We start from the raw sequence: 23,168 nt of genomic DNA, 5'->3' as shown, positions 1-23,168 counted from the left end.
AATAAGAAGAGCAGCTAGAAGATATCCATACATAACAGGTCGATTTGAGGGAAAAATGAGTTTGTTACTAACCGTGCCGCCCAACCTTGTCCAGTCCATCCGTGCCTTTCGCGTGACCGAATTACAAGACGAGGCGATCCGTCTCGGGCAGCACTTTTTATATGCGCATTGCAACGCTGGACAGACCAAACAACAAGTCATCGGCATTATTGCAGAAGCATTCCTGTTTCCGAAGAACCTGGCGAAGAATTTCGACGCCCTGCGCCTGTGCCTGACGGATACCATGTTCAAGGCGGGCACGCAAACGGGTTTCCTGGTGGTGCTCGAGCAATTGCCAAATACGCAAAAATTCGACAAGGAAGCGCGCGAGATCCTGCTCGACGTGTTCCGCGACGCGGCCGACTACTGGGCCGAGAAGAAAGTCCCGTTCCGCGTCTTCTATTCGTTCGAGTAAATACTTACTCTTGCCGCAGCGCCCTCAAGCGGGCCTCCGGCGCAGGTGAAAACCGGCATCGCCGGGCGGCTGCGGCGCGCCGGCGCTCATGTTGCGCCGCAACAATAATACCGGCCTTTCTAGATTCGCATCGCCATAGCGGGTACAATGCGCGCTATGAAAAATATCGTTATCCTCATTTCCGGACGCGGCAGCAACATGGAAGCGGTCGTCCGCGCGGCGCAAGCCGAGCAATGGCCAGCCCGTATTGCCGCCGTCATCAGTAACCGGGCCGATGCCCAGGGACTGGTGTTTGCCGCGGAACACGGGATAGCGACGGCAGTCGTTGCCAACAAGGATTATGCCAGCCGCGAACAGTTCGATGCGGCGCTGCAAGCCGTGATCGACGGCTTCGCCCCCGACCTGGTCGTGCTGGCCGGTTTCATGCGCATCCTGACGCCGCCCTTCGTCGAGCATTACGCGGGGCGCATGCTCAATATCCACCCGTCGCTGCTGCCGCTGTTCCCGGGCATGGCGACGCACCGCCAGGCGCTCGAGGCGGGCGTGACGGAACACGGCGCGACCGTGCATTTCGTGACTGCCGAGCTTGACCATGGCCCGGCCGTGGCGAGCGCGGTGGTGCCAGTCTTGCCAGGCGACACAGAAGACAGCTTATCGGCGCGCGTGCTGGTACAGGAACATCTGCTTTACCCGCGCGCCATCCGCCTGTTCATTGACGATAAACTGTCAGTCGAGCATGGCCAGGTCCGCGTGGACCCTCAATAAAATATTACAGGAAGAATAACAATGAGATTGCCACCAGCGATACTTGCCAATGCTGAAGAAGTATTGCGCGAAATTTTACGTTTCACGGCCCCGGCCGACACCACCCTGTCGCGCTATTTCCGCGACCATCCGCGCCTCGGTTCGCGCGAACGCGGCGCCATCGCCGAAGGCATTTATGCCGTCCTGCGCAACAAATCGTTCTTCACGGACTTCGCCGAAGCGGGCAGCGGCCCGACCATGCGCCGTTTGACCATCCTCGGCCTGGCCGAAGCCGTCGGCGCCGACTCCCTGGGCGGCCTGACGGAAGAAGAAGTGGAATGGCTGGAACGCATCACGCAGATCGACCGCAGCCTGATGCCGTCGAACATGCGCGCCAACATGCCGACCTGGCTGTTCGACAAGCTGATCGCCCAGTTCGGCGAAGCGGAAACCATGAAGCTGGCCGATGCGCTGAACGCGCCGGCGCCGCTGGACTTGCGCGTCAACTCGCTCAAGGCCACGCGCGACGACGTGATGCTGGCCCTGGCCGAAGCGCCTATCCTCAGCACGCCGACGCCGTATGCCCCGCTGGGCTTGCGCGTGATCAAGAAGCCTTCGTTGCAAAACCTGCCATTGTTCCAGAGCGGCGCCATCGAAGTGCAAGATGAAGGCAGCCAGATCCTGTCGCAGATCGTCGGCGCCAAGCGCGGCGAGATGGTCGTCGATTTCTGTGCCGGCGCGGGCGGCAAGACCCTCGCATTGGGCGCGCTGATGCGCAACACGGGCCGTTTGTACGCGTTCGACGTGTCGGAAAAGCGTTTGGCCAAGCTGAAGCCGCGCATGGCCCGCAGCGGCCTGTCGAACGTGCATCCGGTGCAGATCGCGCATGAGCGCGATGCCAAGATCAAGCGCCTGGCCGGCAAGATCGACCGCGTGCTGGTCGATGCGCCATGTAGCGGCCTGGGCACCCTGCGCCGCAATCCGGACGTGAAATGGCGCCAGCAGCCGAACTCGATCGTGGAATTGCAAGCCAAGCAGGCAGCCATCCTGGCCGGCGCGGCGCGCCTGGTCAAGGGCGGCGGCCGCCTGGTGTACGCCACCTGCAGCTTCCTGAATGAAGAAAACGACTTTATCGCCGAGCAATTCCTGGCCGCCCATCCGGACTTCACCCTGGTGCCGATGAGCAAGGTGCTGGCCGAACAGAAGATCGAGCTGGAAATGGGCGACTACCTGAAATTGTTGCCGCACCTGCACCAGACCGACGGCTTCTTCGCCGCCGTGTTCGAGCGCAAGGTCATGCCGAAAAAAGTCTACGCCGATGAAAAGCCGGCCGACGACGCTGACGCTGAACAAGCCGAGTAAGCCTGTCACGGGCCGCCGCTGCACCTGGCAGTGGCGGCTTTCAATGCCGCCAGCCCGCCTGGCGGCATGGGCCTAGCCCCTCCGTATCACCTCCGTCCCACCCGTCTCACCTTCCGGACCGCATCCGCCATGAATGAAACTCCACTGCTGAATCTGATCACTGACTTTGTCGATGATTTCCGTCAACCGGCCATCCTGTGGCAGGCGCTGGTCATCGTCGCCTGCCTGGCGCTGAGCTGGCTGCTGGTGCGGCAGTTGCGCGTATTCCTGCATCAGCGGGCGGAAGCGGCCACCGTGCCGGCCACGCCGGAAACCTTGCAGCGCACGGACAGTTTCATCCGCATCCTGACGCCCGTGCTGGCGGCCATGCTGCTGGGCATTGCGCAGCATTTCCTGGCCAAGTTCCAGTCCGTGAACCTGCTCAGTATTGCCATTCCCCTGTGCACCTCGATGGCGCTGGTGCGCTTCGGGTTTTATGTGCTGCGCCGCATTTTTGCCCGCCACGGCGACATCAGCCCGACCATGTTGCTGCTGGAAAAGATCTTCACGGTGGTGGTGTGGGCGGGCATGGCCCTGTACATCACGGGCCTGTGGCCGGAATTGCACACCTTCCTGGAAGGTATCGTCGTGCCGCTGGGGCGCAACAAGGTGTCCGTGGCTGCCATCTTGCAAGCCGCGATTTCCGTGGCCGTGCTGCTGGTGCTGGCCATGTGGGCCGGCACTTCGCTCGACGAGCGCCTGATGAAAATGCAGGGCCTGCACACTTCCTTGCGCGTGGTGCTGTCGCGCATGGGGCGCGCCGTGCTGATCCTCGTTTCCGTGCTGGTCAGCCTGTCGCTGGTGGGCATCGACCTGACGGTGCTGTCCGTGTTCGGCGGCGCCTTCGGCGTGGCGCTGGGCTTCGGCTTGCAAAAGATCGCCGCGAACTTCGTGTCCGGTTTCATCATCCTGCTGGACCGCAGCCTGACCATCGGCGACATGATTACGGTGGGTCAATTCACGGGCAAGGTCACGCAAATCAATACGCGCTATACTGTGTTATTGGGTGGCGATGGCGTTGAATCCATCGTGCCGAATGAAATGCTGATTTCCGGCGGCGTGCAGAACATGTCGCTGAGCAACCGCATGGTCTGGCTGTCGACGGCCGTGTCGGTGGGCTATGAAACGGATCTGGATGTCATCTTCCCCTTGCTGGAAGCGGCGACGGCCAAGGTGCCGCGTGTGTCGCAAAGCAATCCGCCATCGGCTACCCTCGTGCGTTTCGGCGCCGACGGCCTCGATGTGCAGATCGGCTTCTGGATTGCGGACCCGGAAAATGGCACCGGCGGCGTGAAGTCGAATGTGAACCGCGCCATCTGGCGCACCTTGCAGGAACATAAGGTCACTGTACCGTTTCCGCAACGCGAATTGCGTATTGTTGGTACGCCTCCTGCCCCGCTCGCCAGCGCGGCAGAGGGTGAGTCCGCCCCATCCGGCACCCAGCCTTAACCTCGCTGCCTGCCTCCGATTTTGCCTGACCGCACCCATTAGGGCGTACAATCACGCCTAAAATTAACTCTGCCGGACCTCCAGAGTCACTGGAGCGACCGTGCGCACGCCCTGTCCACTTGGAGTAGTAGTAATGACATTGAGTTCCGTTTTACACGACGTTTTGCAGTTCATGGCAACTGGCATTACCGATCTGTCCGCATGGCAAGTTTTCCTGTACACCATGGTGGTCACGCATATCACCATCGCCAGCGTCACGATTTACCTGCACCGCCACCAGGCCCACCGGGCGCTGGAATTGCATGCGATCCCCAGCCATTTCTTCCGTTTCTGGCTGTGGCTGACGACGGGCCAGGTGACCAAGGAATGGGCGGCCATCCATCGCAAGCACCACGCCAAGTGCGATACGGAAGAAGATCCGCACAGCCCCGTGACGCGCGGCATCAAGAAAGTCTTCTGGGAAGGCGCCGAGCTGTACCGCGCTGAATCGAAGAACATGGAAACCATGGCCAAATACGGCCACGGCACGCCGACGGACTGGATCGAGCGCAACCTGTACACCAAGTACAGCTGGCTGGGCGTGGTGTCGCTGTTCGTCATCAATTTCATCCTGTTCGGCGTGATCGGCATTTCCGTGTGGGCCGTGCAAATGATGTGGATACCCATCACGGCGGCCGGCATCATCAACGGCATCGGCCACTACTGGGGCTACCGCAACTACGATTGCGCCGATGCGGCCACCAACATCATTCCCTTCGGCATCCTGATCGGCGGCGAAGAGTTGCACAACAATCACCATACCTATGCGACCTCGGCCAAGCTGTCGTCGAAATGGTATGAAATCGATATCGGCTGGGCATATATCCGCGCGCTGGAAATGCTGGGCCTGGCCAAGGTGAAAAAGCTGGCGCCGGAGCCGAAGTTCTCGCACGGCAAGCTGGAAGCGGACTTCGAGACCTTGCAATCGGTCATCGCCAACCGCTACGATGTGATGGCCAAGTACGCGAAATCGATCAAGCATGCCTGGAAGGAAGAGCTAGAACACCTGAAGCACAAGGCGGAACTGGAAAAGCGCTTCCTGAAATCGTCGCGCAAGCTGATGCAGCGCGAGCCGGGCAAGCTGGCCGATGCGCATCACGAACAGCTGTCGGAATTGTTCCAGCACAGCAAGGCGCTGGAAACCATGCACCACATGCGCGTGGAGCTGGGCGCCATCTGGGAGCGTTCGCACTTTACGCGTGAGCAATTGCTGCAAAAGCTGCAAGACTGGTGCACGCGCGCCGAAGCGTCGGGCATCAAGTCGCTGCAAGACTTTTCCTTGCGCCTGCGCAGCTATGCCTGAGTAAGCTGTTGCGTCATATCAAGGCCCTGGTTTCCAGGGCCTTTTTTTCGTCCCGGCACAAGGGGGGAGCAGCGAGATGAAAATCAGGGTGAAAAAAAACCGCTCATCGGAGCGGCTCTTTTTACAGAACACAATATCAATTACTTGATTTTGGTTTCTTTGTACGTTACGTGCTTGCGTGCTTTAGGATCGAATTTCATGATCTCCATTTTCGCAGGCGTCGTACGCTTGTTTTTGGTGGTCGTGTAGAAGTGACCCGTACCGGCGGTCGATTCTAACTTGATTTTGTCGCGGCCTGATTTTGCCATGATAGCTCCCTTATTCTGCTAATTAGACTTTTTCGCCACGAGCGCGCATATCGACCAATACGGCGTCGATGCCGACTTTATCGATGACGCGCAGACCGGCGTTGGACAAACGCAGGGAGACCCAGCGGTTTTCAGATTCAACAAAAATACGACGATTCTGCAAGTTAGGCAAAAAACGACGTTTGGTTTTGTTGTTTGCATGGGAAACATTGTTGCCGACCATCGGCTTCTTCCCAGTGACTTGGCAAACACGTGCCATGGCGCACTCCTTAAAGATATTCCAAATTGGAAAAACGAGAGTATATCCAAAATAAGCCGATTTATCAATGACTTGCGAAAAACAATTGTGTCATGTTGTATTGAAATAATTTAACAATTTGACTTTTCCCCTTCTTCATAGGGGAAGGCACTGGTAAACGGCGCTGTTTACTGTTAGGTAAGCGTCTCGCTGCTGTCACGTATGTCCTTGTTTACACATGGTTAACTGTCGCCTGGCCAGCCCTGGCCTAGATCTGGCCGTGTTCCGCGAACGAATGCACGTGCCGTCCGGCCACGACGAAATGGTCGAGGATGCGCACGTCCACCAGCGACAACGCTTGCATCAGCGCGCGCGTCAGCAATAGATCCGATTCGCTGGGCTCGGGCGCGCCGGACGGGTGGTTGTGCGCCAGCATCACGCTGGCCGCGTTGTGCAGCAGTGCCTGCTTGACGACTTCGCGCGGATATACGCTGGTGTGGATTAGCGTACACTATCTTCAATTCAATTTATCTTCGCTGAATCATGACCGTCGCTGCCTTTACGAGCTCTGCTCGTGTCATCTCGTACCTTCGGTTTTCCTCATGGCGCCAGCGCGCTGGCGACTCATTCCGCCGTCAGACTGAGATGGCAGTACTCTATTGTGCTAAGCACCGTTTAACGCTCGATACTGATTTCGTCCTGCAGGACCTCGGTATCAGTGGCTTCTCCGGTAAGAACATAAGGGAGGGCGGGGCACTGTTCGCACTGCAGAAACTCGTTGTTGCGGGTTCTATCGCCCCTGGCACGGTGCTGCTTGTTGAGGCATTCGACCGTCTCACGCGGTTGTCGCTCCCAGAAGCGTATGAGCTCCTCCTGTCGCTCATCAACCGAGGTCTGATAATCGTCACGCTCACTGACGAGAAAATCTGGACTAAGGCATCGATGGGTGATATGTCAAATTTCATGCTGAGCTGTGCCACGCTGTATCGCGGATATCACGAATCCGCACAGAAATCTGACCGGCTGCGGAAAACTTTCGGAGCCGCTCGTAAAGCAGGCGTTCAGGCCGCGTTTGGCAGCGCGCCAGGTTGGCTCTATCGCGAGAGCAAGGCTACTCCCTGGCAAGTGCATGAGCATCTTGCCGCCGTCGTCAACGAGGTGTTTGAGCTCTCTGCCGCCGGCCTCGGTTCTAAGGCGATTGCTGCTGTTGCTAACGCCGCCGCCTGGCCTGTGCCGACCCGCCTGAATCAGACAGAGGGGCGTTGGCACGCACAAATGGCGGGCAATTTGTTGCGTAATCGCGCCGTTCTGGGTGAGCATGAGCACCGGATTCGAAATCACGAGATGCATGCGCAGCACTGGAAAGGGGCGTCCACCGGTACTGTGATTCCGGACTATTACCCTCGCATCGTCTCTGACGACCTCTGGTACCGCGCTCGAGCTTCTATAGACACTCGTAGCGTCCCTAAGCGCCGCGACGCGCACTATTTCAACATCTGGTCCGGATTGCTATTCTGCGGTCACTGTGGCGCTCCTCTGCAGCGCAAAACCGAAAAAGACGGTCATTCTAAAGCGCAAATCGTATGCTCTGACCGTCTTGCCGGCATTACCCAGTGTAAGTCTTTCTCAGCTAACAGGTTCGATGCTACTCTTCTGCACCAAATCTATATGCACTCTCCCGCTCATTTGTACAAAGATGAAGGGTTGACGGACGCTATTGTTGTTCTGGAGTCTCAGCTGCGGGAGACTGTCGCTGAGTCTGACCGTATCGCGAAGGCTGTATCTAAAACCAGCGGACGCGTAGACGCGCTGCTCCGCCTTTCCATGACCTTGGACGAGCAGATTCGGGATATTTCTTCTCAGCTGAACTCAAAACGTGAAGCCCAAGCCCTAGCAGCCAGCGACATTGCATTTGATGCAACTTTTTACGGGCACTGTATGTCCAATCTCTACACGATATCTGACGAGTCTCGTGTCGTGCGCTCAGCTCTGAACGTCAAACTGTCCCGGCTCGTCAAAACCGTCTGGGTCTGGGGCTACGACCTAGCTACTGTTCAATTTGCGACAGACAATACGATTTTTCACATTCCACTGCCTAAAAAGCAACTACCGTCTCGCGCTAAGCCTAGCTCTCGGCCTGAGCCCGTCCTCGAAGTGGGGCCGGTCCTGCACCCTGACGTGGACCCTGCCCGCCGCATCGAGTTTGGCCCAGCGTTTAGCGCGGCTATCCTGGGTGAGCTCGTTCCGCCCGTACCTCGTCGCAAAGTGTTTCGGTTTTCCCGGACGACGCCGGCTTATCTCTATGATAGCTCTGATGAACGAATTACGGACCCGTCCTCTATTATCGGGTAACGTTGATAGACGGCATCTTGCTTTGCTTGTAACATCAAGTAGTTCGCTGCTTAGCCAGGATACTGCTATGCCTCTTTTCTCTAAATTGCTACTTGCCTCAGCCCTGTTGCCTCTCTCCGTCTCGGCTCTTGCAGCAGAGGGTGAACCAAAAATTGACAAGGACACGCGCTGCATTTTCATTGCTCACACGTACAACAATGCGCTTACCGCTCGCAACGCTGGTCTGCCGCCCAAGAATGCCTTGGCGATGGCGGATTTTAAAGAGTTACCCTTGCAACTCCGTAAAAACATCATAAATGAAGTATATTTTGACGAGAATTTGAAATACGCTTTTCCGAGCAAGGACTTGGTCTGGGAATTGCTACAGCGTTGCCTGCACGGCGCTCCGGCGCCGTTCGAACCTTTAAAATAGAGTTGTGTGCCTACCCTCATTTTGAGGGGACTCCCTCTACCTTCAATTTGAGGGTACCTTCAATAAGAGGGTCTAACCCAAGAGCGGAAAAACCAGTTGGCCAAGATTGCCGGCCGGGAGCGTAGCGACCGGCATTCTGTGCGCGCCCGGCCAGGGCCTCCTACGTACAAACGCCCTCGAGGGGGCGCTGTATCACATCTCTTTATAGTCTGCCTGTAGCCCCCGATTTTCTGGTTCCTATACTTCGAACATCTCAACTATCCCCTCGGCTGCGTCTCTCCGGCGCACTCGCGCGTCATAGCTGTTATCGCCCCCGCGCACAATCTCCCAGTTTTTCAGTATTTCGTCCGGAATGTAGTTTTTATCCTCATTCTGCTCATGAACCAGCTCAGCAATAATCTCGTCCGCGGATAGGGCCCACCATTCGTCACACCCCCGCGTGTTTTTCCTTTTATACCCGTTGATGCTGTCCTCTCTGCGTTTTTTCTCGGTGCCCCATGCCTCTGCCGAATACCGCGTAGCCTTTTTGCGGTAGGCGAATCCGGTTTCTAGCGGAATGACTACCGTATAGTCGTTCGTTGTCGCATGATTGCCCTTCGTGTAGTTCAGCCAGCCGAAACTCACCAACCGCTTAATCGTCCGCCCCAGGTTCCCCGAGTTCAGCCCGGAAATGGCCTGGATTGATGCGCCACCTACGTCAATTCTTCCCGTTTTCCCGTCCCGGTACTCGAGCAAGGCGACTATAAATGCTATGTCGGAGCCGTTCAGCCGGGGGTCTCGGAACAGCTCGAGGGGGAGCGTTATAGCACCGAGTTTTCCGGCGTGTGCAATGTGTGACATCTCAGACCCCCGCAGCGAGTTTACGACGAACGTACTCTGTTGGAGCTTGCGTTCCTGGTCTATTCGCGTACGGGCTCAGTATCGCCCTGTGGAACATCCGCAGCAGCGCTGCATTGCCGAGCAGTTCTAGCTCACCTGCCGCTTTTTTAATCCGCTGCGCTTTTTTCACTAGTTCCTGATGTGTGTTCCGCACCACAAGCACCGCTCGCAGCTCACCGGTCTCTGAGTCAAATACCAGCCCATCCGCGCCGGTCAAGCCCTCGCCGGCTACCACCCCGGCTTTCAGAGCACTGCGCAGGCTTGCAGCCCCCAGCACAGTTTTTCCCTGCCGGTGCTGCCCGACTAGGTACTCTACCGCCGGCGCCTGCCTGCCGACATCGAGCTGCGATAGGTCGTACCCGTCCTTGAACAGCGGCACTCTCACGCCCTCATTTGCTCTGAGCGCTCCGGCGCCTGTTAGTACGTAGACGAACACGCCGGTCAGACTCTCACGCCGCAGCACCTGGCCTGCTGCCGCCAATCGCTTGAGAACCTTGTCGGCGCTCACACGTGCGCTGTGCCGGTTTTCGTCGCCCCAGACCCATTTTGCGACCTGCGCGGCGTTCAGCCAGCCGACGCATCCGACCGCCTGTAATACCCGCATTTCGTTTTCACGTGCTGTTACAGAATTGTTCATCGTTGTACCCCCTCGTCTAGTGTGTACAACGTATAGATACAACGACGAAAATCTGCTTACTCGTTTCCCGGGTCGTGCTCCTATGCCGCTGGACGCGGCATCCGCACTCGTCGCTGTCGCTCCGTCCCTGCGCGGGGCACCCTCCCGAAATCCCGACTTTGTCGGGATCTCGTCCGGGGGGCCCCACGCTCTCGGGTTAGCGACTATGTCGTCGCCCGTCGACCATGGGGCCCCCCGCCCTCGGGCGTGCCCGGGCTGCGCCCCCGCAGAGGGTTCGGTCTCGGCGCGCTACGCTTGCTCAACGCTCACCCTCTGCGGCTCCCCGCCAATGCCCCGCGCGGCGCGGGGCACGTCTTCGCTGGACGCTCGACGCACACGTTCGTGTGTTGCCGCACTCGCGTCCGCTCGTGTCAACGTCAAACCCCGCTACTCGACTGCCGGTAGCTATACATAGTAGGTCAACTACGCGAGGATGGATGGTGAATGCTAATTCCGCAACTTATTGTAATTTTTTGGTGGCTCGGGCTTATAACGAGGGTGCCGCTGACTATCGTGCAGGAAAACCCTACACTATTCCTCGGAATGTTGGTGTTTACTCTGACGCCTGGCTGGGCGGTTGGCAGTGTGCTGCTCTCGAGGCAACAGAGCCATTCACAAAAAAGCTGCTTCCGTTTTGAACAAAATTCAGTCGAGGTCGCTATACGGTATGTAGGTCAAGCCAAAATTTACTGCGTGTCTGAAGCTCCGGAAGAGTCCTCAGAGGGTAGTGAGGTTCATCTTCATGTGCGGTTGTTTCTGCCTCATGTCGATGAAGATAATAAGGTTTAATTGCATTATTTGCGGGCCCCCTCGGGCCCGCTTTTTTCATCACTACCCACCGTCTGTTCCGTACAGGTTGCCCTCAATGTCTATGCACGAATCGACCATCGGCAGTCCGTTCGCCGGGTTAAATATGGGGCTCTCAAACATGTCATCTGGCATACTGAAGTCCGCCCATGAGTTGTCCGAATCTGTATCTGCAACCTGGACACCCTCTATCTGTGGAAATCCTTCTGAATTCGCACTAGTCGAGGCTTGGCCGTACTCAGGGTTCTTTGCTGCCGCGTACGCGAAAGCTGCGTGAAGTACGACCAGCGGCAGTTGATAGCGAAATACATGGTCAAGGAAGTCGACTAACCCGGGGTGCTTTTTCCAGACGTATACATACATTGCTGCCGTAATGACAATGAACAGCGGTCCCAGTCGGTTGGCCGCTGCCTTAAACCTCAGAGTTGTATTTTTTTTCATAGTGCCATTTTTTATTATTGTTTTTGGTGTAATTTTATTCCAGTCCACTGTGCCCCGTCGGATTCGACCCTTCCGCATCACACCTCGGCGGACTCTTCGGCATAGTCTTCCATGCCGATTTTCGCTTCGCGTTCCGACACGACTTTCTACGAAAGTAGTCCCGGCTAGTACGTCCTCTTCACGAACTCTCGTTCTTGTTTCCGGGCCTCTTTGCCTGCCACGTAGTAGCTGAACATCCTTACCGCCCACATGATGGCGATAGCCAATAGAAGCTGTCCACAGGCCGACCACGCGCCGTGAAAGATGAGAGCGACGACTGCCATCGGAACCACGCCAACCCCCATAAATATCAGTCCTATGGCAACACCCCAAACTCCCCAAAGCCTGTAGGTTTCTAACAGCGCTACTACCCAGATTGAGAGGCCAAGCACATAAGAGACTATGAGTATCCCGGTCGCTGAGAAGTCGTAGGTCTTTCGAATGAATGACAGAGGTAGGAAGACCAGCACCAAGAACGCAAGGGCGATTTGTGAGAGGAATACTGTTAAGGGGTAGGCGACTCGTCCAACCCACACCGCCCCGTTGATGAACAGCATTACAACCAGCATACCCAATACGCTGATACTGAAGATAAGGGCGATACCGCCAAGCCCGGTAAGCGACTCCTTAAATTTATTCATCTCTTTGCACCTGTGGGTTGTCAAAAATTTATTGTAACTCGGCAACCAAGTGTTGAGATACGTTTTCGAACGTTCAAATTGCTTTATAGTTCTTTCGAAGTTATAGCACTCTGGTCTGGGTGAGGGTGCCGCGAAACATTTCCTGGGTCGTGATCAGGCGGTTCTTGACGTCCAAAAACAACACGTGGAATGCTTCATGCGCCAGGTGGCCCAGGGTCAGGCGCAAATAATCTTTCACGGCGTGCGGCGAATTGAGGGCCTGGCCCGCCTGCAAGTCTTCGATGATGGCGCGCCGCGCCAGTTCCAGCACTGCTTGCAGCTGGGCAAACTTGGCGCTGCCCATGCCGTGAACGGCGGAAAAGCTCACGAGGCTGGCGCCAAACAAGCCCCGCAGGGAACCGAAGTGCTCGACCGTGTCGCGCGCCAGTTCCACGGCGCTCTTGCCGCGCACGCCCGTGCGCAGGAAGACGGCCAGCAATTCTGCATCCGACAGCGAGTGTGCGCCATCCTCGATCAGGCGTTCGCGCGGCCGTTCGCTGGCCGGCCAGTCCTTGATGCCCATGCTGTTCTCCTGTTTGTCACCGGCGCGTGCCCCGGCATGGTCTTCTTTGACGAAGCCATGGGGCAGGCGCGGCCAGTGTGGCTTACAATATCGTTTTGCATCAGCTACTTGAAAACTCACTATGTCCAACGAGCAACCAGCAGTCGTCACCGAAGCGGCTTACCTCACCCTGCATTATCGTCTTGCTACTGTTGACGGTACTGATATTGTCACTACCTTTAGCGGAAATCCTGCTACCTTGATGCTGGGACAGGGCCAGCTGGCGCCGTTCCTCGAGCAGCGCTTGCTGGGCTTGCCTGAAGGCACGCACCAGACGTTCGAGCTGGCGGCCGGCGAAGGCTTCGGCGAGCGCAATCCCGAGCTGGTGCAGTCCGTCTCGCGCGCCACGCTGGACGAGAACTCCGTGCCGGGCGCCGACTACAAGATCGGCGACCTGGTCGATTTCGCCGCGCCGGGCGGCGGCCGCTTTGCCGGCGTGCTGCGCGAAATGCGCGAGGACTCGGCCCTGTTCGACTTCAACCATCCGCTGGCTGGCCAGCCGCTGCGTTTTGAAGTCAAGCTCATCTCGGTCCTGTAAGGAGTAGCGATGGATAAGGAACTGTTACTGGCCCAGCCCCGCGGCTTTTGCGCTGGCGTCGACCGGGCGATCGAAATCGTCGAGCGCGCCTTGCAGCAATTTGGCGCACCGATCTATGTGCGCCATGAAATCGTCCACAACGCCTATGTGGTGGCCGACTTGCGCAACAAGGGCGCCATCTTCATCGACGACCTCGATGACGTGCCTGCAGGCAATACGCTCGTGTTTTCCGCGCATGGCGTGTCGAAAGCCGTGCGCGCCGAGGCGGAATCGCGCGGCCTGAGCATTTTTGACGCCACTTGCCCGTTGGTCACCAAGGTGCATATGGAAGTGAGCAAGATGCGCCGCGAAGGCCGCGAGATCATCATGATCGGCCACGATGGCCATCCCGAGGTGGAAGGCACGATGGGCCAGGCCGATATGGGCATGCATCTGGTGGAAACGCTCGAGGATGTGGCGAAATTGCAAGTTGCCAATCCGGAAAGCCTGGCCTATGTTTCGCAAACAACGTTGTCAGTTGACGACACTAGCGACATTATTGCGGCCTTGAAAGCGAAATATCCGAATATCGCCGAGCCTAAAAAAGGCGACATCTGCTACGCCACCACCAACCGCCAGGAAGCCGTGAAATTCATGGCCCCGCAAGTGGAAGTGGTGATCGTCGTGGGCAGCCCGAACAGCTCGAATTCGAACCGCTTGCGCGAAGTGGCCGAGAAGATGGGCACGCCTGCCTATATGGTCGACAATGCTTCGCAAATCGATCCCGCCTGGCTGGAAGGCAAGCTGCGCGTGGGTGTGACGGCCGGTGCCTCGGCGCCCGAGGTGCTGGTGCAAGCCGTCATCGACCGCTTGAAAGAGTGCGGCGTGAAGAGCGTGCGCCCGCTCGACGGCGTACAGGAAGCCGTCACCTTCCCGATGCCGAAAGGCCTCGATGGCATCAAGCGCGACGTCGCCTGAGTCTGTACGGCTGTTGAGTATCGATGAAATAGTTACCCCAAAACCGAATTTAATTCGGAAATGATCGATTTATTCCAAGTTTAGTTTTTGCAAAAGATCGTTATGATTGCCTCAAGCTTGAATATGTTGTCGTTATGACTAAGCAAGGTCACGCCCTTTTTGAGTGCGTGCACCATGCTGGTGAGAACGGTCCAGGGATGGCACTGCAGGAATTCTTCCTCCGGTGCCGTTTTTGTATCAGCGACCCATGTTCTGGCGGAAGTTGTTCCCGAAAAATGCATATTTGATAGGGCAATCATGGATACATTCATCCAGCAGATCATCAACGGCTTGGTGTTGGGCAGCATGTATGCCTTAGTCGCCCTCGGTTACACAATGGTGTATGGCGTCTTGAATCTGATCAACTTCGCCCACGGCGACGTGCTCATGATCGGCGCCATGGTGGGCTTGAGCATTCTCAAGCTGCTGGGCATCTATGTACCGGACTGGCCCGGCTATCTGAAACTGGCCACCGCCATCCTCGGCGCCATTCCCATCTGTATTCTGGTCAACATCATCATCGAGCGGGTCGCCTACCGCCGCCTGCGCAACGCCCCCCGCCTCGCCCCCCTGATTACCGCCATCGGCGTCTCCATCCTGCTGCAAACCTTCGCCATGATGATCTGGACGCGCAATCCCTTGCCTTTCCCGCAATTGCTGTCGACGGACCCCATCAACATAGGCGGCGCCGTGATTTCGCAAACGCAAGTACTGCTGCTGGCCCTGGCCGCGCTGTCGATGGGCGGATTGGTGTTGCTGGTGGAAAAAACGAAAATGGGCCGCGCCATGCGCGCCACGGCGGAAAACCCCCGCGTGGCGGGCCTCATGGGCGTCGATTCCGACAAGGTCATCGTCGCCACCTTTGCCATCGGCGCCGCGCTGGCCGCCGTGGCGGGCGTGATGTGGGGCGCCAATTACGCGTCCATCCAGTTTTCCATGGGCGCCATCCCCGGCTTGAAAGCCTTCTGCGCGGCCGTGCTGGGCGGCATCGGCAATATCTACGGCGCCATGCTGGGCGGTGTCTTGCTGGGCATTATCGAGAGCCTGGGCGCCGGCTATATCGGCGACATCACGGGCGGCTTCCTGGGCAGCCACTACCAGGATATCTTTGCCTTCGTCGTGCTGATCATCGTGCTGACCCTGCGCCCGTCCGGCATCATGGGCGAACGTGTGGCCGACCGTGCCTGATGTGAAACTGGGAGACTGAATCATGGCACTACTCGATTTTGACGCTAAGAAAAATCCGACCAAAGCCTACGCCGGCATGCTGGGCCTGGCCGCGCTGCTGATGGTGTTCCCGTTTTTTGCCGCGCAGTTCGGCAACTCGTGGGTGCGCATCATCGACATGGCCTTGCTGTACATCATGCTGGCCCTGGGCTTGAACATCGTCGTCGGCTTCGCCGGCTTGCTCGACCTCGGCTACATCGCCTTCTATGCCGTGGGCGCCTACCTGACGGCCTTGCTGGCGTCGCCCCAGTTCGCCATCCTGCTCGAATCGGTGGTGAATCAATATCCGGTGCTGGGTGCATCCCTGGTGCATCTGATGGGGCCGGAAATCCGCGAAAACGGCATCCACCTGTCGATCTGGATCATCGTGCCGCTGGCCGCAGCCGTGGCAGGCCTGTTCGGCGCCCTGCTGGGCGCGCCAACCTTGAAACTGCGCGGCGACTACCTGGCCATCGTGACCCTGGGTTTTGGCGAGATCATCCGCATTTTCATGAACAATTTGAACGACCCGATCAATTTCACGAACGGTCCGCAAGGCATCAATTTGATCGACCCGATCCGCATCTTCGGCGTCAACCTGGCGGGCGAGGCGGGTACCAACAGCACCGTGACGGTGGCCGGTTTTTCCATGCCGTCCGTGAACGCCTATTACTTCCTGTTCCTCTTCCTGTGCATCGCCGTCGTGTTCGTCACCAAGCGCCTGCAGCATTCGCGCCTGGGCCGCGCCTGGGTGGCCATCCGCGAAGACGAGATCGCCGCCAAGGCCATGGGCATCAACACGCGCAACGTGAAATTGCTGGCCTTTTCCATGGGCGCCTCGTTCGGCGGCGTGGCTGGCGCCATGTTTGCGTCCTTCCAGGGCTTTGTTTCGCCGGAATCGTTCTCGCTGACGGAATCGATCGCCGTGCTGGCCATGGTGGTGCTGGGCGGCATCGGCCATATCCCCGGCGTGATCCTCGGCGGCGTGATCCTCGCCTCGATACCGGAAGTGCTGCGCCATGTGGTGGAACCGGCCCAGCAGGCGCTGTTCGGCCACGTGGTGATCGAGGCGGAAGTGCTGCGCCAGCTGCTGTACGGCCTGGCCATGGTGTTGATCATGCTCAATCGTCCTGCGGGACTGTGGCCATCGCCGAAGCACGAAGACCGGCCCGACCACGATGTGGACCAGCCGAACAAATCCACCGGCGTCGTGTCCGCTTAAGGGAGGGAATCACATGAGCGAACAGATCATTCTCAATATCGCCGGCGTGAACAAGCGTTTCGGCGGCTTGCAGGCGCTCACCGACGTGGGCATCACCATCCGCCAGGGGCAGATCTATGGCTTGATCGGCCCGAACGGCGCCGGCAAGACGACGTTTTTCAATGTCATCACCGGCCTGTACCAGCCGGACACGGGCACCTTCGAGCTGGCCGGCAAGCCGTATTCGCCGTCCGCGCCGCACCAGGTGGCGAAGGCGGGCATCGCGCGCACCTTCCAGAACATCCGTTTGTTTGGCGACATGACGGCGCTGGAAAACGTCATGGTGGGGCGCCACGTGCGCTCGCACCAGGGCGTCTTCGGCGCCATCTTCCGCCACAAGGCGGCGCGCGAGGAAGAGGCGTCCATCCGCAAGCGGGCCATGGAGTTGCTCGATTTCGTCGGCATCGCCCAGTTCGCCAACCGCACGGCGCGCTTTTTGTCGTATGGCGACCAGCGGCGCCTGGAAATCGCCCGCGCGCTGGCCACCGACCCGACTCTGCTGGCGCTCGACGAGCCGGCGGCCGGCATGAACGCGACGGAAAAGCTGGCCTTGCGCGAGTTGCTGGTGAAAATCAAGGCGGAAGGCAAGACCGTGCTCCTGATCGAGCATGACGTGAAACTGATGATGGGGCTGTGCGACCGCATCACGGTGCTCGAATATGGCAAGCGCATCGCAGAAGGCTTGCCGGCCGAAATACAACAAAACCAGGCCGTCATCGAGGCTTACCTGGGGGGATCGCACGCATGAGCAATATATTGAAGGTGGCGGGCCTGCACGTGGCCTACGGCGGCATCAAGGCGGTGAAAGGCATCGATCTGGAAGTCAACGAGGGCGAGCTGATCGCCCTGATCGGCGCGAACGGCGCCGGCAAGACGACGACCCTGAAAGCCATCACGGGCACTTTGCCTGCCTGCAAGATCGAGGGCACGATCAGCTACCTGGGCGAATCGCTGAAGGGCACGAAATCGTTTCACCTGGTGGAAAGGAAACTGGCCATGGTGCCGGAGGGGCGGGGCGTGTTTACCCGCATGTCGATCCGCGAAAACCTCATGATGGGCGCCTACACGCGCACGGACAAGGCGGGCGTCGAGGACGACATCGCCCGCTGGTTCGACGTGTTTCCCCGCCTGAAGGAAAGAGCGGCGCAGATGGCCGGCACCCTGTCCGGCGGCGAGCAGCAGATGCTGGCCATGGCGCGCGCCCTGATGAGCCATCCGAAGCTGCTGCTGCTCGACGAACCGTCGATGGGCCTGTCGCCCATCATGGTCGAGAAAATCTTCGAGGTGATCCGCAAGGTGTCGTCCGAAGGCATCACGATCTTGCTGGTCGAACAGAATGCCCGCCTGGCCCTGCAGGCGGCGCACCGCGGCTATGTGATGGATTCCGGCCTGGTCACCATGGGCGGCAACGCGGCCGCCATGCTCGACGACCCGCGCGTGAAGGCGGCGTATCTGGGCGAGTAAGCGCGTTCGGGAAGTGTTCAGGCATAAAAAATGCCCCAGCTGGGCTGGGGCATAATGGCATCCGTCGGGGAAGTGCGGGATGGATGCCTGGAGGAGCCGATAACAGCAGACCGCCGTGGCGGTCGCTTGATAATTACTTGGCGGCAGTGCGTGGCACGATTTTTTCAGCCGCTTGCGTGAACTGGTTCACGGCCGACGTCAGGTTCGCTTCGATGGCTTCGACGGCTTGCTTGCTGGTTTTCGAGAATTGCTCGTAGCCTGCATTGGCGTTGCCGATGGCGCTTTTCAGGATGGCGACGGCGTTTTCCGAACCGGCTGGTGCGTTCTTGGTGACTTCTTCCACCAGCGACAGGACTTTACGGTTGGTTTCAGCGATTTGCGATTCAGCAGCTTTGCTGAATTCGGCTTGCGTGCCCGACGTGATGGCAGCCAGGTGACGGCCGTAAGCGATGGCTTTTTCGGCGCCAGGCTGGGCTTGGGCAGAGGCCAGCGAGAAGAATTCTTGTGGATCTTTTGCCGACAGCAATTGCTTGGCGGCGGCGGTCGATTCTTCCAGCGTTGCCTTGGCAGCGGTCAGGTTCAGTTCGACGATCTTTTCGATGCCTTCGAAGGCCTTGCCCGTCAGCGACGAGAACAGGGCGAATTGGGCTTCCAGGTTGGCTTTGGTAGCGGACGAAAATTGCTCAGGAATTGAAAACATATAAATCTCCAAAAAATCGAAATCTGGTTAATTTGATGCTGCGTGTACCGTTTGGGAAAGCAGGTGAATCTAAATTTTTCAAGCTGAACAAGAATTGTGCAACGCAACAAACCCTATTCTACGGCGAAAAAAACGTAAGTCAAGCGATTCTTGTGCGATGCAACAATTGAATAGATTTGCATCAAAAGTCATTGTTTCTAAAGAGAAATATTTGATTTCTACCTGTTAATGGTTTGTGCTTAAACTATCGTTTCCAGTGCCTGCGGGGACGATCGCGGCGCAGCATGCTAGACTTTGCCTCCCGCACTGGGCAACGCCCCGGTGCCGATCCCGTTTCCCGAGTCGATACCATGTCCAATCTTCCCGCCGCGGCTGGCGCCAGCAGCAAAGCCTCTTTCCTGACTAACCTGGCGCCGATGGCCTTGCCCGGCTTCTTCGTGTTGTTATGGAGCACAGGTTTTATTGTGGCCAAGTTCGGCTTGCCGTATGCGCCGCCGCTGACCTTTTTGCTGCTGCGCTTCCTGGGCGTGCTGGTCATTTTGTTGCCGCTGGTGCTGCTGTTGCGCGCGCCGTGGCCCGTGGGCCAATTCCGCCAGATCGCCGTGGCCGGCATCCTGATGCAGGCCGGCTACTTGGCCGGCGTGTGGTGCGCCATCAAGCTGGGCATGCCGGCCGGCCTGTCTGCGCTGATTGTCGGCATGCAGCCCGTGTTGACGGCCTGCGCCGCGCCCCTGATCGGCGAATCCGTGCGCCCGCGCCAGTGGCTGGGCCTGTTCTTTGGCTTGCTGGGCGTGGTCCTCGTCGTGTATGCGAAGATCAACCTCGTGGGTCTGACCGTGGAAAGCGTGCTGCTGTGCGTGTTCGCGCTGCTGTCGATGACGGCCGGCACCATGTACCAAAAACGCCACTGTCCGCAATTTGACTTGCGCACCGGCACGGTGGTGCAGTTTGCCGCGTCCATCGTGGTGGTCTTGCCATTCGCCCTGTATTACGAAGGATTGGACTTGCATTTCAGCAATGTTCAATGGACGGCGAATTTCATCGGCGCCTTGCTGTGGTCGGTGCTCGTGCTGTCCATCGGCGCCATCTTCCTGCTGTTCGCCCTGATCCGCCGCAGCGATGCGACGAAAGTGACGGGCTTGCTGTACCTGACGCCGCCCACGACGGCCGTGATGGCCTGGTTGATGTTTGGCGAAGCCTTTAATATGCTGGGCATCGCCGGCATGCTGGTGGCCGTGGTCGGCGTGGTGTTCGTGGTCAAGAAATAATAAGCTATAGCGGGAGAGCAGGGCAGTGAACAAGCAAGCATTGGAAACACCAGCGGTGCAGCAAGCCGTCGATAGCGTCATCCTGTCGCGCCGCTCGATCCGCGCCTTTTTGCCCACGCCGGTGGCGCAGGACGAGATCGCGCGCATCCTGGAAGTGGCGGCGCGCGCGCCTTCGGGCGCCAACATGCAGCCGTGGAAAGTGTATGTGCTGTCGGGCGAGGCCCGCCTGCGCCTGTCGCAGCGCATCCTGGCCGCCTATGCCGCGCCGAAGGCGCCCGATGCGCCCGCGCGCACGGCCTCATATATCTATTACCCGCGCCAGTGGACGGCGCCGTTCATCGAGCGCCGCCGCAAGATCGGCCTGGACCTGTACCAGTTGCTGGGTCTGGAACGGGGCGACACGGCCGGCATGGCGGCCCAGCATGGGCGCAATTTCCAGTTTTTCGATGCGCCCGTGGGCCTGATCTTTACCATCGAGCGGGTACTGGAACAGGGTTCCTGGCTCGACTACGGCATGTTTTTGCAAAACATCATGCTGGCGGCGCGCGCGCGGGGACTCGACACGTGCCCGCAAGCGGCCTTCATCCATTACCATGACATCATCCGCGACGAACTGGGCGTGCCGGCCGGTGAAATGGTGGTGTGCGGCATGGCCCTCGGCTATGCCGACCCGGACAAGGTCGAGAACCGCCTGAACACGGAGCGCGAGCCGCTGGCCGGCTTTGTTAAATTCATGGACAAATAGACATTACTGGCGACGGGCGGAGAAAAACAGCCGGTTAAGGATGAGTTTGTTTGCTGATCGCCAACGATTTGTATTTCATTGCTGCAATAAATACTGTCCTAACTGTTAAATAGGCTTGCGATTGCTCTGCATTTCGCTACACTGCAATAAGGCAACAGCTTCACGGGGAATTATCGAATGGCTAAGTTTAAACTTGCGCTGGGTATCCTGGCTTCCCTGCTGTTTGCACTGGCGCCGGCTGCGGCCGTGCACGCCAAGGAAGCGAACGGCAAATCCTCAGCCTCGAAGAAGCACAACACCAAGAAAGTCAAAGTCGTGCTGCGCAAGGGCGCGACGGCCGCGCCGCGCGAAAAGACCGTGCGCCGGGTCGTCATGGTGCGCGGCAAACGCAAGGTCATCTATCAAAAAGTCAGCAGCGTGGCCGTGCCCATGGCCGCACCGATGCCCACCATGGGCGACCTGGCCGGCCTGAACCTGACGCGCGATCCGCTCGACCTGAAGTCCAGCGTGGCGCTGGTGCTGGACCAGGCCAATGCGGAAGTGTTGTTTGAAAAGAATTCCAATGTGGCCTTGCCCATCGCCTCCATCACCAAGATGATGACGGGCCTGGTGGTGGTCGAAGCGCACCAGGACATGGATGAGTTGCTGACGATCACGGACGAAGACGTCGACCGCGCCAAGTTCAGCAGCTCACGCCTGAAAGTGGGTTCGCAATTGACGCGCGCGAATATGCTGCACATCGCCCTGATGAGCTCGGAAAACCGCGCCGCCTCGGCGCTGGGCCGCAATTATCCGGGCGGCTTGCCGGCGTTTGTCGACGCCATGAACAGCAAGGCGCGCCAGCTGGGCATGATGGATACGCATTACGTCGATTCCAGCGGCTTGTCGAAGATGAACGTGGCCAGCGCGCGCGACCTGGGCAAGCTGGCCATGGCCGCCTTCCGCCATCCGCTGCTGCGCGAGTACTCGACGGACCCGAAAGCCATCGTCGAAGCCAGCGGCCAGCCCATGCAGTTTGGCAATACGAATCACCTGGTGGCCAATCCGGGCTGGGAAATCGGCTTGCAAAAGACGGGCTTCATCAATGAGGCGGGACGTTGTCTGATGATGCAGGCGGTCATCGAAGGACGGGCCGTGATCATGGTCTTCCTCGATTCCAAGGGGAAACAGTCGCGTACGGCCGACGCGGGACGCATGCGCAAGTGGCTGGAAGCCTTGAAACCAGCCAACATGAGCCTGCCTGGTGGTTAATGCAGAAAGTTGTCGTCACGACGCCTGACAAAACCGTCGCGAGCGGTAGTGATTTGTGGCTAAGAAGCGCAACCGTACTCTAGTACGGTGAGCATCGCAGGCCGCAAAGCGCGCCGCGCAGCAGGTTTGGTCAGGCGTTCTCAGTCTTGCGGGATATAACCTAATGTGACGGAAATCTGGTTCGCCGTCTCCACCAGATCCACCAGCCACTCGTCCTGCAAACGGTCGGCCGGGGCCGAGATCGACAGGCCGGCGATCAGTTTGCCTGTATCGTCGCGGATGCCGGCGGCCATGCAGCGCACGCCCAGTTCCAGCTCTTCATTGTCGCGCGCATAGCCGCGTTCGCGCACCAGGCTCAGCTCGCGCTCGAGCTTTTGCAGATCCGTGATGGAATTCTTGTTGTGTCCGGCCAGTCCCGTGCGCGTGGCGTAGGCGCGGATGGCTTTCGGCTCGTCCACGGAGAGGAACAGCTTGCCCGTCGAGGTCAGGTGCAGCGGACCGCGGCCGCCGATGGCGCGCACCACCTGCATGCCCGAACGCTCGGAAAAGGCGCGGTCGATGTAGACGATCTCGTCGCCCTGGCGCACGGACAGGTTGATGGTTTGCTGGGTTTTCTTGTGCAACTGGCGCATGAAGTCCAGTGCCGCTTCGCGCACACTGAGGCGGCTTTTCACCACATTGCCCAGTTCCAGCAGGCGCATGCCCAGCCGGTACGTGCCCGGTTCGATGCGGTCGACAAAGCGCGTCAGCACCATGTCGTTGAGGATGCGGTGCGCCGTCGAGGGGTGCAAACCGGAAACCTTGGATAATTCCTTCAGGCTGACCGGGTCGGAATATTTGGCCAGGGCATCGAGCAGGGCGACCATGCGTTCGATCACCTGGATCGTCGTCTTCGGGGCAGCGACCGGTTCAATTTTCATGATGGATTTGGTGCAATGCAGTATTCATGCTTCTT

Annotated in this window: 24 protein-coding genes and 2 pseudogenes; 16 read left to right on the top strand and 10 right to left on the bottom strand. The window is 58.5% G+C overall.

From position 1 onward, the window contains the following. Nucleotides 1–55: 55 nt before the first annotated feature. The 5 genes from O0879_RS13805 to O0879_RS13785 all read left to right on the top strand — a co-directional run bounded on the left by O0879_RS13805 (nucleotide 56) and on the right by O0879_RS13785 (nucleotide 5,390). Complete coding sequence (locus tag O0879_RS13805; RefSeq protein WP_034747450.1) at nucleotides 56–454, top strand: barstar family protein; 399 nt, start codon at nucleotides 56–58, stop codon at nucleotides 452–454. Nucleotides 455–610: 156 nt separating this feature from the next. Next, a complete protein-coding gene (gene purN / locus O0879_RS13800) occupies nucleotides 611–1,219 on the top strand; it encodes a phosphoribosylglycinamide formyltransferase (RefSeq protein ID WP_099666788.1) in 609 nt (202 codons plus the stop codon). A gap of 21 nt (nucleotides 1,220–1,240) precedes the next feature. Next, complete coding sequence (locus O0879_RS13795; protein WP_099666789.1) at nucleotides 1,241–2,560, top strand: RsmB/NOP family class I SAM-dependent RNA methyltransferase; 1,320 nt, start codon at nucleotides 1,241–1,243, stop codon at nucleotides 2,558–2,560. 129 nt (nucleotides 2,561–2,689) lie between these two features. After that, nucleotides 2,690–4,048 carry a mechanosensitive ion channel domain-containing protein gene (locus O0879_RS13790; protein ID WP_289903849.1) on the top strand — a complete coding sequence of 453 codons (1,359 nt, stop codon included), beginning with the start codon at nucleotides 2,690–2,692 and terminating at the stop codon, nucleotides 4,046–4,048. 133 nt (nucleotides 4,049–4,181) lie between these two features. Beyond that, nucleotides 4,182–5,390, top strand: coding sequence for a fatty acid desaturase (locus O0879_RS13785; protein ID WP_034785142.1), 1,209 nt, complete (start codon nucleotides 4,182–4,184; stop codon nucleotides 5,388–5,390). 140 nt (nucleotides 5,391–5,530) lie between these two features. Here the strand turns inward: O0879_RS13785 and rpmG are convergent, their stop codons facing one another. From rpmG to O0879_RS13770, 3 genes and pseudogenes are all read right to left on the bottom strand, one after another. Further along, nucleotides 5,531–5,698, bottom strand: a complete 168-nt coding sequence (gene rpmG, locus O0879_RS13780; protein WP_010400929.1) for a 50S ribosomal protein L33 — start codon at nucleotides 5,696–5,698, stop codon at nucleotides 5,531–5,533. A 22-nt stretch (nucleotides 5,699–5,720) separates the two neighbouring features. Then, nucleotides 5,721–5,957, bottom strand: a complete 237-nt coding sequence (rpmB, locus tag O0879_RS13775) for a 50S ribosomal protein L28 (protein WP_010400928.1) — start codon at nucleotides 5,955–5,957, stop codon at nucleotides 5,721–5,723. A gap of 247 nt (nucleotides 5,958–6,204) precedes the next feature. Further along, nucleotides 6,205–6,444, bottom strand: a pseudogene (locus O0879_RS13770) (JAB domain-containing protein); the annotation flags it as partial. Between the two features lie 35 nt (nucleotides 6,445–6,479). Here O0879_RS13770 and O0879_RS13765 point away from each other — a divergent pair. Both O0879_RS13765 and O0879_RS13760 read left to right on the top strand, forming a co-directional pair. Beyond that, nucleotides 6,480–8,288 carry a recombinase family protein gene (locus O0879_RS13765; RefSeq protein ID WP_289916909.1) on the top strand — a complete coding sequence of 603 codons (1,809 nt, stop codon included), beginning with the start codon at nucleotides 6,480–6,482 and terminating at the stop codon, nucleotides 8,286–8,288. A gap of 67 nt (nucleotides 8,289–8,355) precedes the next feature. After that, nucleotides 8,356–8,700 (top strand): hypothetical protein, encoded by a 345-nt coding sequence (locus tag O0879_RS13760; RefSeq protein ID WP_289916908.1) that lies wholly within the window; start codon nucleotides 8,356–8,358, stop codon nucleotides 8,698–8,700. Between the two features lie 237 nt (nucleotides 8,701–8,937). Here the strand turns inward: O0879_RS13760 and O0879_RS13755 are convergent, their stop codons facing one another. The 5 genes and pseudogenes from O0879_RS13755 to O0879_RS13735 all read right to left on the bottom strand — a co-directional run. Continuing rightward, nucleotides 8,938–9,540 carry a hypothetical protein gene (locus O0879_RS13755; protein ID WP_289916905.1) on the bottom strand — a complete coding sequence of 201 codons (603 nt, stop codon included), beginning with the start codon at nucleotides 9,538–9,540 and terminating at the stop codon, nucleotides 8,938–8,940. Between the two features lies 1 nt (nucleotide 9,541). Beyond that, a complete protein-coding gene (locus tag O0879_RS13750; protein ID WP_289916904.1) occupies nucleotides 9,542–10,216 on the bottom strand; it encodes a hypothetical protein in 675 nt (224 codons plus the stop codon). An 870-nt stretch (nucleotides 10,217–11,086) separates the two neighbouring features. Then, nucleotides 11,087–11,503 (bottom strand): hypothetical protein, encoded by a 417-nt coding sequence (locus tag O0879_RS13745; RefSeq protein ID WP_289916903.1) that lies wholly within the window; start codon nucleotides 11,501–11,503, stop codon nucleotides 11,087–11,089. Nucleotides 11,504–11,667: 164 nt separating this feature from the next. Beyond that, nucleotides 11,668–12,183 (bottom strand): hypothetical protein, encoded by a 516-nt coding sequence (locus tag O0879_RS13740; RefSeq protein ID WP_289916902.1) that lies wholly within the window; start codon nucleotides 12,181–12,183, stop codon nucleotides 11,668–11,670. Between the two features lie 106 nt (nucleotides 12,184–12,289). Next, nucleotides 12,290–12,745, bottom strand: a pseudogene (locus tag O0879_RS13735) (UPF0758 domain-containing protein); the annotation flags it as partial. Between the two features lie 121 nt (nucleotides 12,746–12,866). On the opposite strand from O0879_RS13735, the gene O0879_RS13730 reads away from it, so the two are divergent. The 6 genes from O0879_RS13730 to O0879_RS13705 all read left to right on the top strand — a co-directional run bounded on the left by O0879_RS13730 (nucleotide 12,867) and on the right by O0879_RS13705 (nucleotide 18,249). Further along, the gene (locus O0879_RS13730; protein ID WP_070224501.1) at nucleotides 12,867–13,322 is read left to right on the top strand and encodes an FKBP-type peptidyl-prolyl cis-trans isomerase; all 456 of its coding nucleotides are present in this window, start codon (nucleotides 12,867–12,869) and stop codon (nucleotides 13,320–13,322) included. Between the two features lie 9 nt (nucleotides 13,323–13,331). Beyond that, a complete protein-coding gene (ispH, locus tag O0879_RS13725; RefSeq protein ID WP_289916901.1) occupies nucleotides 13,332–14,279 on the top strand; it encodes a 4-hydroxy-3-methylbut-2-enyl diphosphate reductase in 948 nt (315 codons plus the stop codon). A gap of 297 nt (nucleotides 14,280–14,576) precedes the next feature. Then, nucleotides 14,577–15,506 (top strand): branched-chain amino acid ABC transporter permease, encoded by a 930-nt coding sequence (locus O0879_RS13720; protein ID WP_077407985.1) that lies wholly within the window; start codon nucleotides 14,577–14,579, stop codon nucleotides 15,504–15,506. 22 nt (nucleotides 15,507–15,528) lie between these two features. Further along, nucleotides 15,529–16,746, top strand: coding sequence for an ABC transporter ATP-binding protein (locus O0879_RS13715; protein WP_289916900.1), 1,218 nt, complete (start codon nucleotides 15,529–15,531; stop codon nucleotides 16,744–16,746). Nucleotides 16,747–16,759: 13 nt separating this feature from the next. Beyond that, nucleotides 16,760–17,533 carry an ABC transporter ATP-binding protein gene (locus tag O0879_RS13710; protein WP_099666795.1) on the top strand — a complete coding sequence of 258 codons (774 nt, stop codon included), beginning with the start codon at nucleotides 16,760–16,762 and terminating at the stop codon, nucleotides 17,531–17,533. Then, complete coding sequence (locus tag O0879_RS13705; RefSeq protein WP_070256673.1) at nucleotides 17,530–18,249, top strand: ABC transporter ATP-binding protein; 720 nt, start codon at nucleotides 17,530–17,532, stop codon at nucleotides 18,247–18,249. Before O0879_RS13710 ends, O0879_RS13705 begins: the two co-directional genes overlap by 4 nt. Before the next feature lie 133 nt (nucleotides 18,250–18,382). Here O0879_RS13705 and O0879_RS13700 read toward each other — a convergent pair whose 3' ends face one another. Next, nucleotides 18,383–18,949, bottom strand: a complete 567-nt coding sequence (locus O0879_RS13700) for a phasin family protein (protein ID WP_099666796.1) — start codon at nucleotides 18,947–18,949, stop codon at nucleotides 18,383–18,385. A 350-nt stretch (nucleotides 18,950–19,299) separates the two neighbouring features. On the opposite strand from O0879_RS13700, the gene O0879_RS13695 reads away from it, so the two are divergent. The 3 genes from O0879_RS13695 (at nucleotide 19,300) to O0879_RS13685 (ending at nucleotide 22,213) form a co-directional block, all read left to right on the top strand. Continuing rightward, nucleotides 19,300–20,217 (top strand): DMT family transporter, encoded by a 918-nt coding sequence (locus tag O0879_RS13695; RefSeq protein ID WP_289916899.1) that lies wholly within the window; start codon nucleotides 19,300–19,302, stop codon nucleotides 20,215–20,217. Nucleotides 20,218–20,242: 25 nt separating this feature from the next. Beyond that, complete coding sequence (locus O0879_RS13690; RefSeq protein WP_289916898.1) at nucleotides 20,243–20,962, top strand: nitroreductase; 720 nt, start codon at nucleotides 20,243–20,245, stop codon at nucleotides 20,960–20,962. A 177-nt stretch (nucleotides 20,963–21,139) separates the two neighbouring features. Further along, nucleotides 21,140–22,213, top strand: a complete 1,074-nt coding sequence (locus O0879_RS13685) for a serine hydrolase (RefSeq protein ID WP_289916897.1) — start codon at nucleotides 21,140–21,142, stop codon at nucleotides 22,211–22,213. Between the two features lie 140 nt (nucleotides 22,214–22,353). Here the strand turns inward: O0879_RS13685 and O0879_RS13680 are convergent, their stop codons facing one another. Then, the gene (locus tag O0879_RS13680; RefSeq protein ID WP_099666800.1) at nucleotides 22,354–23,133 is read right to left on the bottom strand and encodes an IclR family transcriptional regulator; all 780 of its coding nucleotides are present in this window, start codon (nucleotides 23,131–23,133) and stop codon (nucleotides 22,354–22,356) included. Nucleotides 23,134–23,168 lie beyond the last annotated feature (35 nt).

Origin of the sequence: Janthinobacterium sp. SUN120 (assembly GCF_030397735.1) — a bacterium.
Taxonomy (GTDB): domain Bacteria; phylum Pseudomonadota; class Gammaproteobacteria; order Burkholderiales; family Burkholderiaceae_D; genus Janthinobacterium; species Janthinobacterium kumbetense.
The sequence above is the reverse complement of the archived record's forward strand: the minus strand, read 5'-3'. Positions and strand labels throughout refer to the sequence as shown.

Coding starts and splice junctions, on each gene's coding strand:
- O0879_RS13805 (WP_034747450.1), top strand. CDS start 56: ATGAGTTTGTTACTAACCGTGCCGCCCAACCTTGTCCAGTCCATCCGT.
- purN (WP_099666788.1), top strand. CDS start 611: ATGAAAAATATCGTTATCCTCATTTCCGGACGCGGCAGCAACATGGAA.
- O0879_RS13795 (WP_099666789.1), top strand. CDS start 1,241: ATGAGATTGCCACCAGCGATACTTGCCAATGCTGAAGAAGTATTGCGC.
- O0879_RS13790 (WP_289903849.1), top strand. CDS start 2,690: ATGAATGAAACTCCACTGCTGAATCTGATCACTGACTTTGTCGATGAT.
- O0879_RS13785 (WP_034785142.1), top strand. CDS start 4,182: ATGACATTGAGTTCCGTTTTACACGACGTTTTGCAGTTCATGGCAACT.
- rpmG (WP_010400929.1), bottom strand. CDS start 5,698: ATGGCAAAATCAGGCCGCGACAAAATCAAGTTAGAATCGACCGCCGGT.
- rpmB (WP_010400928.1), bottom strand. CDS start 5,957: ATGGCACGTGTTTGCCAAGTCACTGGGAAGAAGCCGATGGTCGGCAAC.
- O0879_RS13765 (WP_289916909.1), top strand. CDS start 6,480: ATGACCGTCGCTGCCTTTACGAGCTCTGCTCGTGTCATCTCGTACCTT.
- O0879_RS13760 (WP_289916908.1), top strand. CDS start 8,356: ATGCCTCTTTTCTCTAAATTGCTACTTGCCTCAGCCCTGTTGCCTCTC.
- O0879_RS13755 (WP_289916905.1), bottom strand. CDS start 9,540: ATGTCACACATTGCACACGCCGGAAAACTCGGTGCTATAACGCTCCCC.
- O0879_RS13750 (WP_289916904.1), bottom strand. CDS start 10,216: ATGAACAATTCTGTAACAGCACGTGAAAACGAAATGCGGGTATTACAG.
- O0879_RS13745 (WP_289916903.1), bottom strand. CDS start 11,503: ATGAAAAAAAATACAACTCTGAGGTTTAAGGCAGCGGCCAACCGACTG.
- O0879_RS13740 (WP_289916902.1), bottom strand. CDS start 12,183: ATGAATAAATTTAAGGAGTCGCTTACCGGGCTTGGCGGTATCGCCCTT.
- O0879_RS13730 (WP_070224501.1), top strand. CDS start 12,867: ATGTCCAACGAGCAACCAGCAGTCGTCACCGAAGCGGCTTACCTCACC.
- ispH (WP_289916901.1), top strand. CDS start 13,332: ATGGATAAGGAACTGTTACTGGCCCAGCCCCGCGGCTTTTGCGCTGGC.
- O0879_RS13720 (WP_077407985.1), top strand. CDS start 14,577: ATGGATACATTCATCCAGCAGATCATCAACGGCTTGGTGTTGGGCAGC.
- O0879_RS13715 (WP_289916900.1), top strand. CDS start 15,529: ATGGCACTACTCGATTTTGACGCTAAGAAAAATCCGACCAAAGCCTAC.
- O0879_RS13710 (WP_099666795.1), top strand. CDS start 16,760: ATGAGCGAACAGATCATTCTCAATATCGCCGGCGTGAACAAGCGTTTC.
- O0879_RS13705 (WP_070256673.1), top strand. CDS start 17,530: ATGAGCAATATATTGAAGGTGGCGGGCCTGCACGTGGCCTACGGCGGC.
- O0879_RS13700 (WP_099666796.1), bottom strand. CDS start 18,949: ATGTTTTCAATTCCTGAGCAATTTTCGTCCGCTACCAAAGCCAACCTG.
- O0879_RS13695 (WP_289916899.1), top strand. CDS start 19,300: ATGTCCAATCTTCCCGCCGCGGCTGGCGCCAGCAGCAAAGCCTCTTTC.
- O0879_RS13685 (WP_289916897.1), top strand. CDS start 21,140: ATGGCTAAGTTTAAACTTGCGCTGGGTATCCTGGCTTCCCTGCTGTTT.
- O0879_RS13680 (WP_099666800.1), bottom strand. CDS start 23,133: ATGAAAATTGAACCGGTCGCTGCCCCGAAGACGACGATCCAGGTGATC.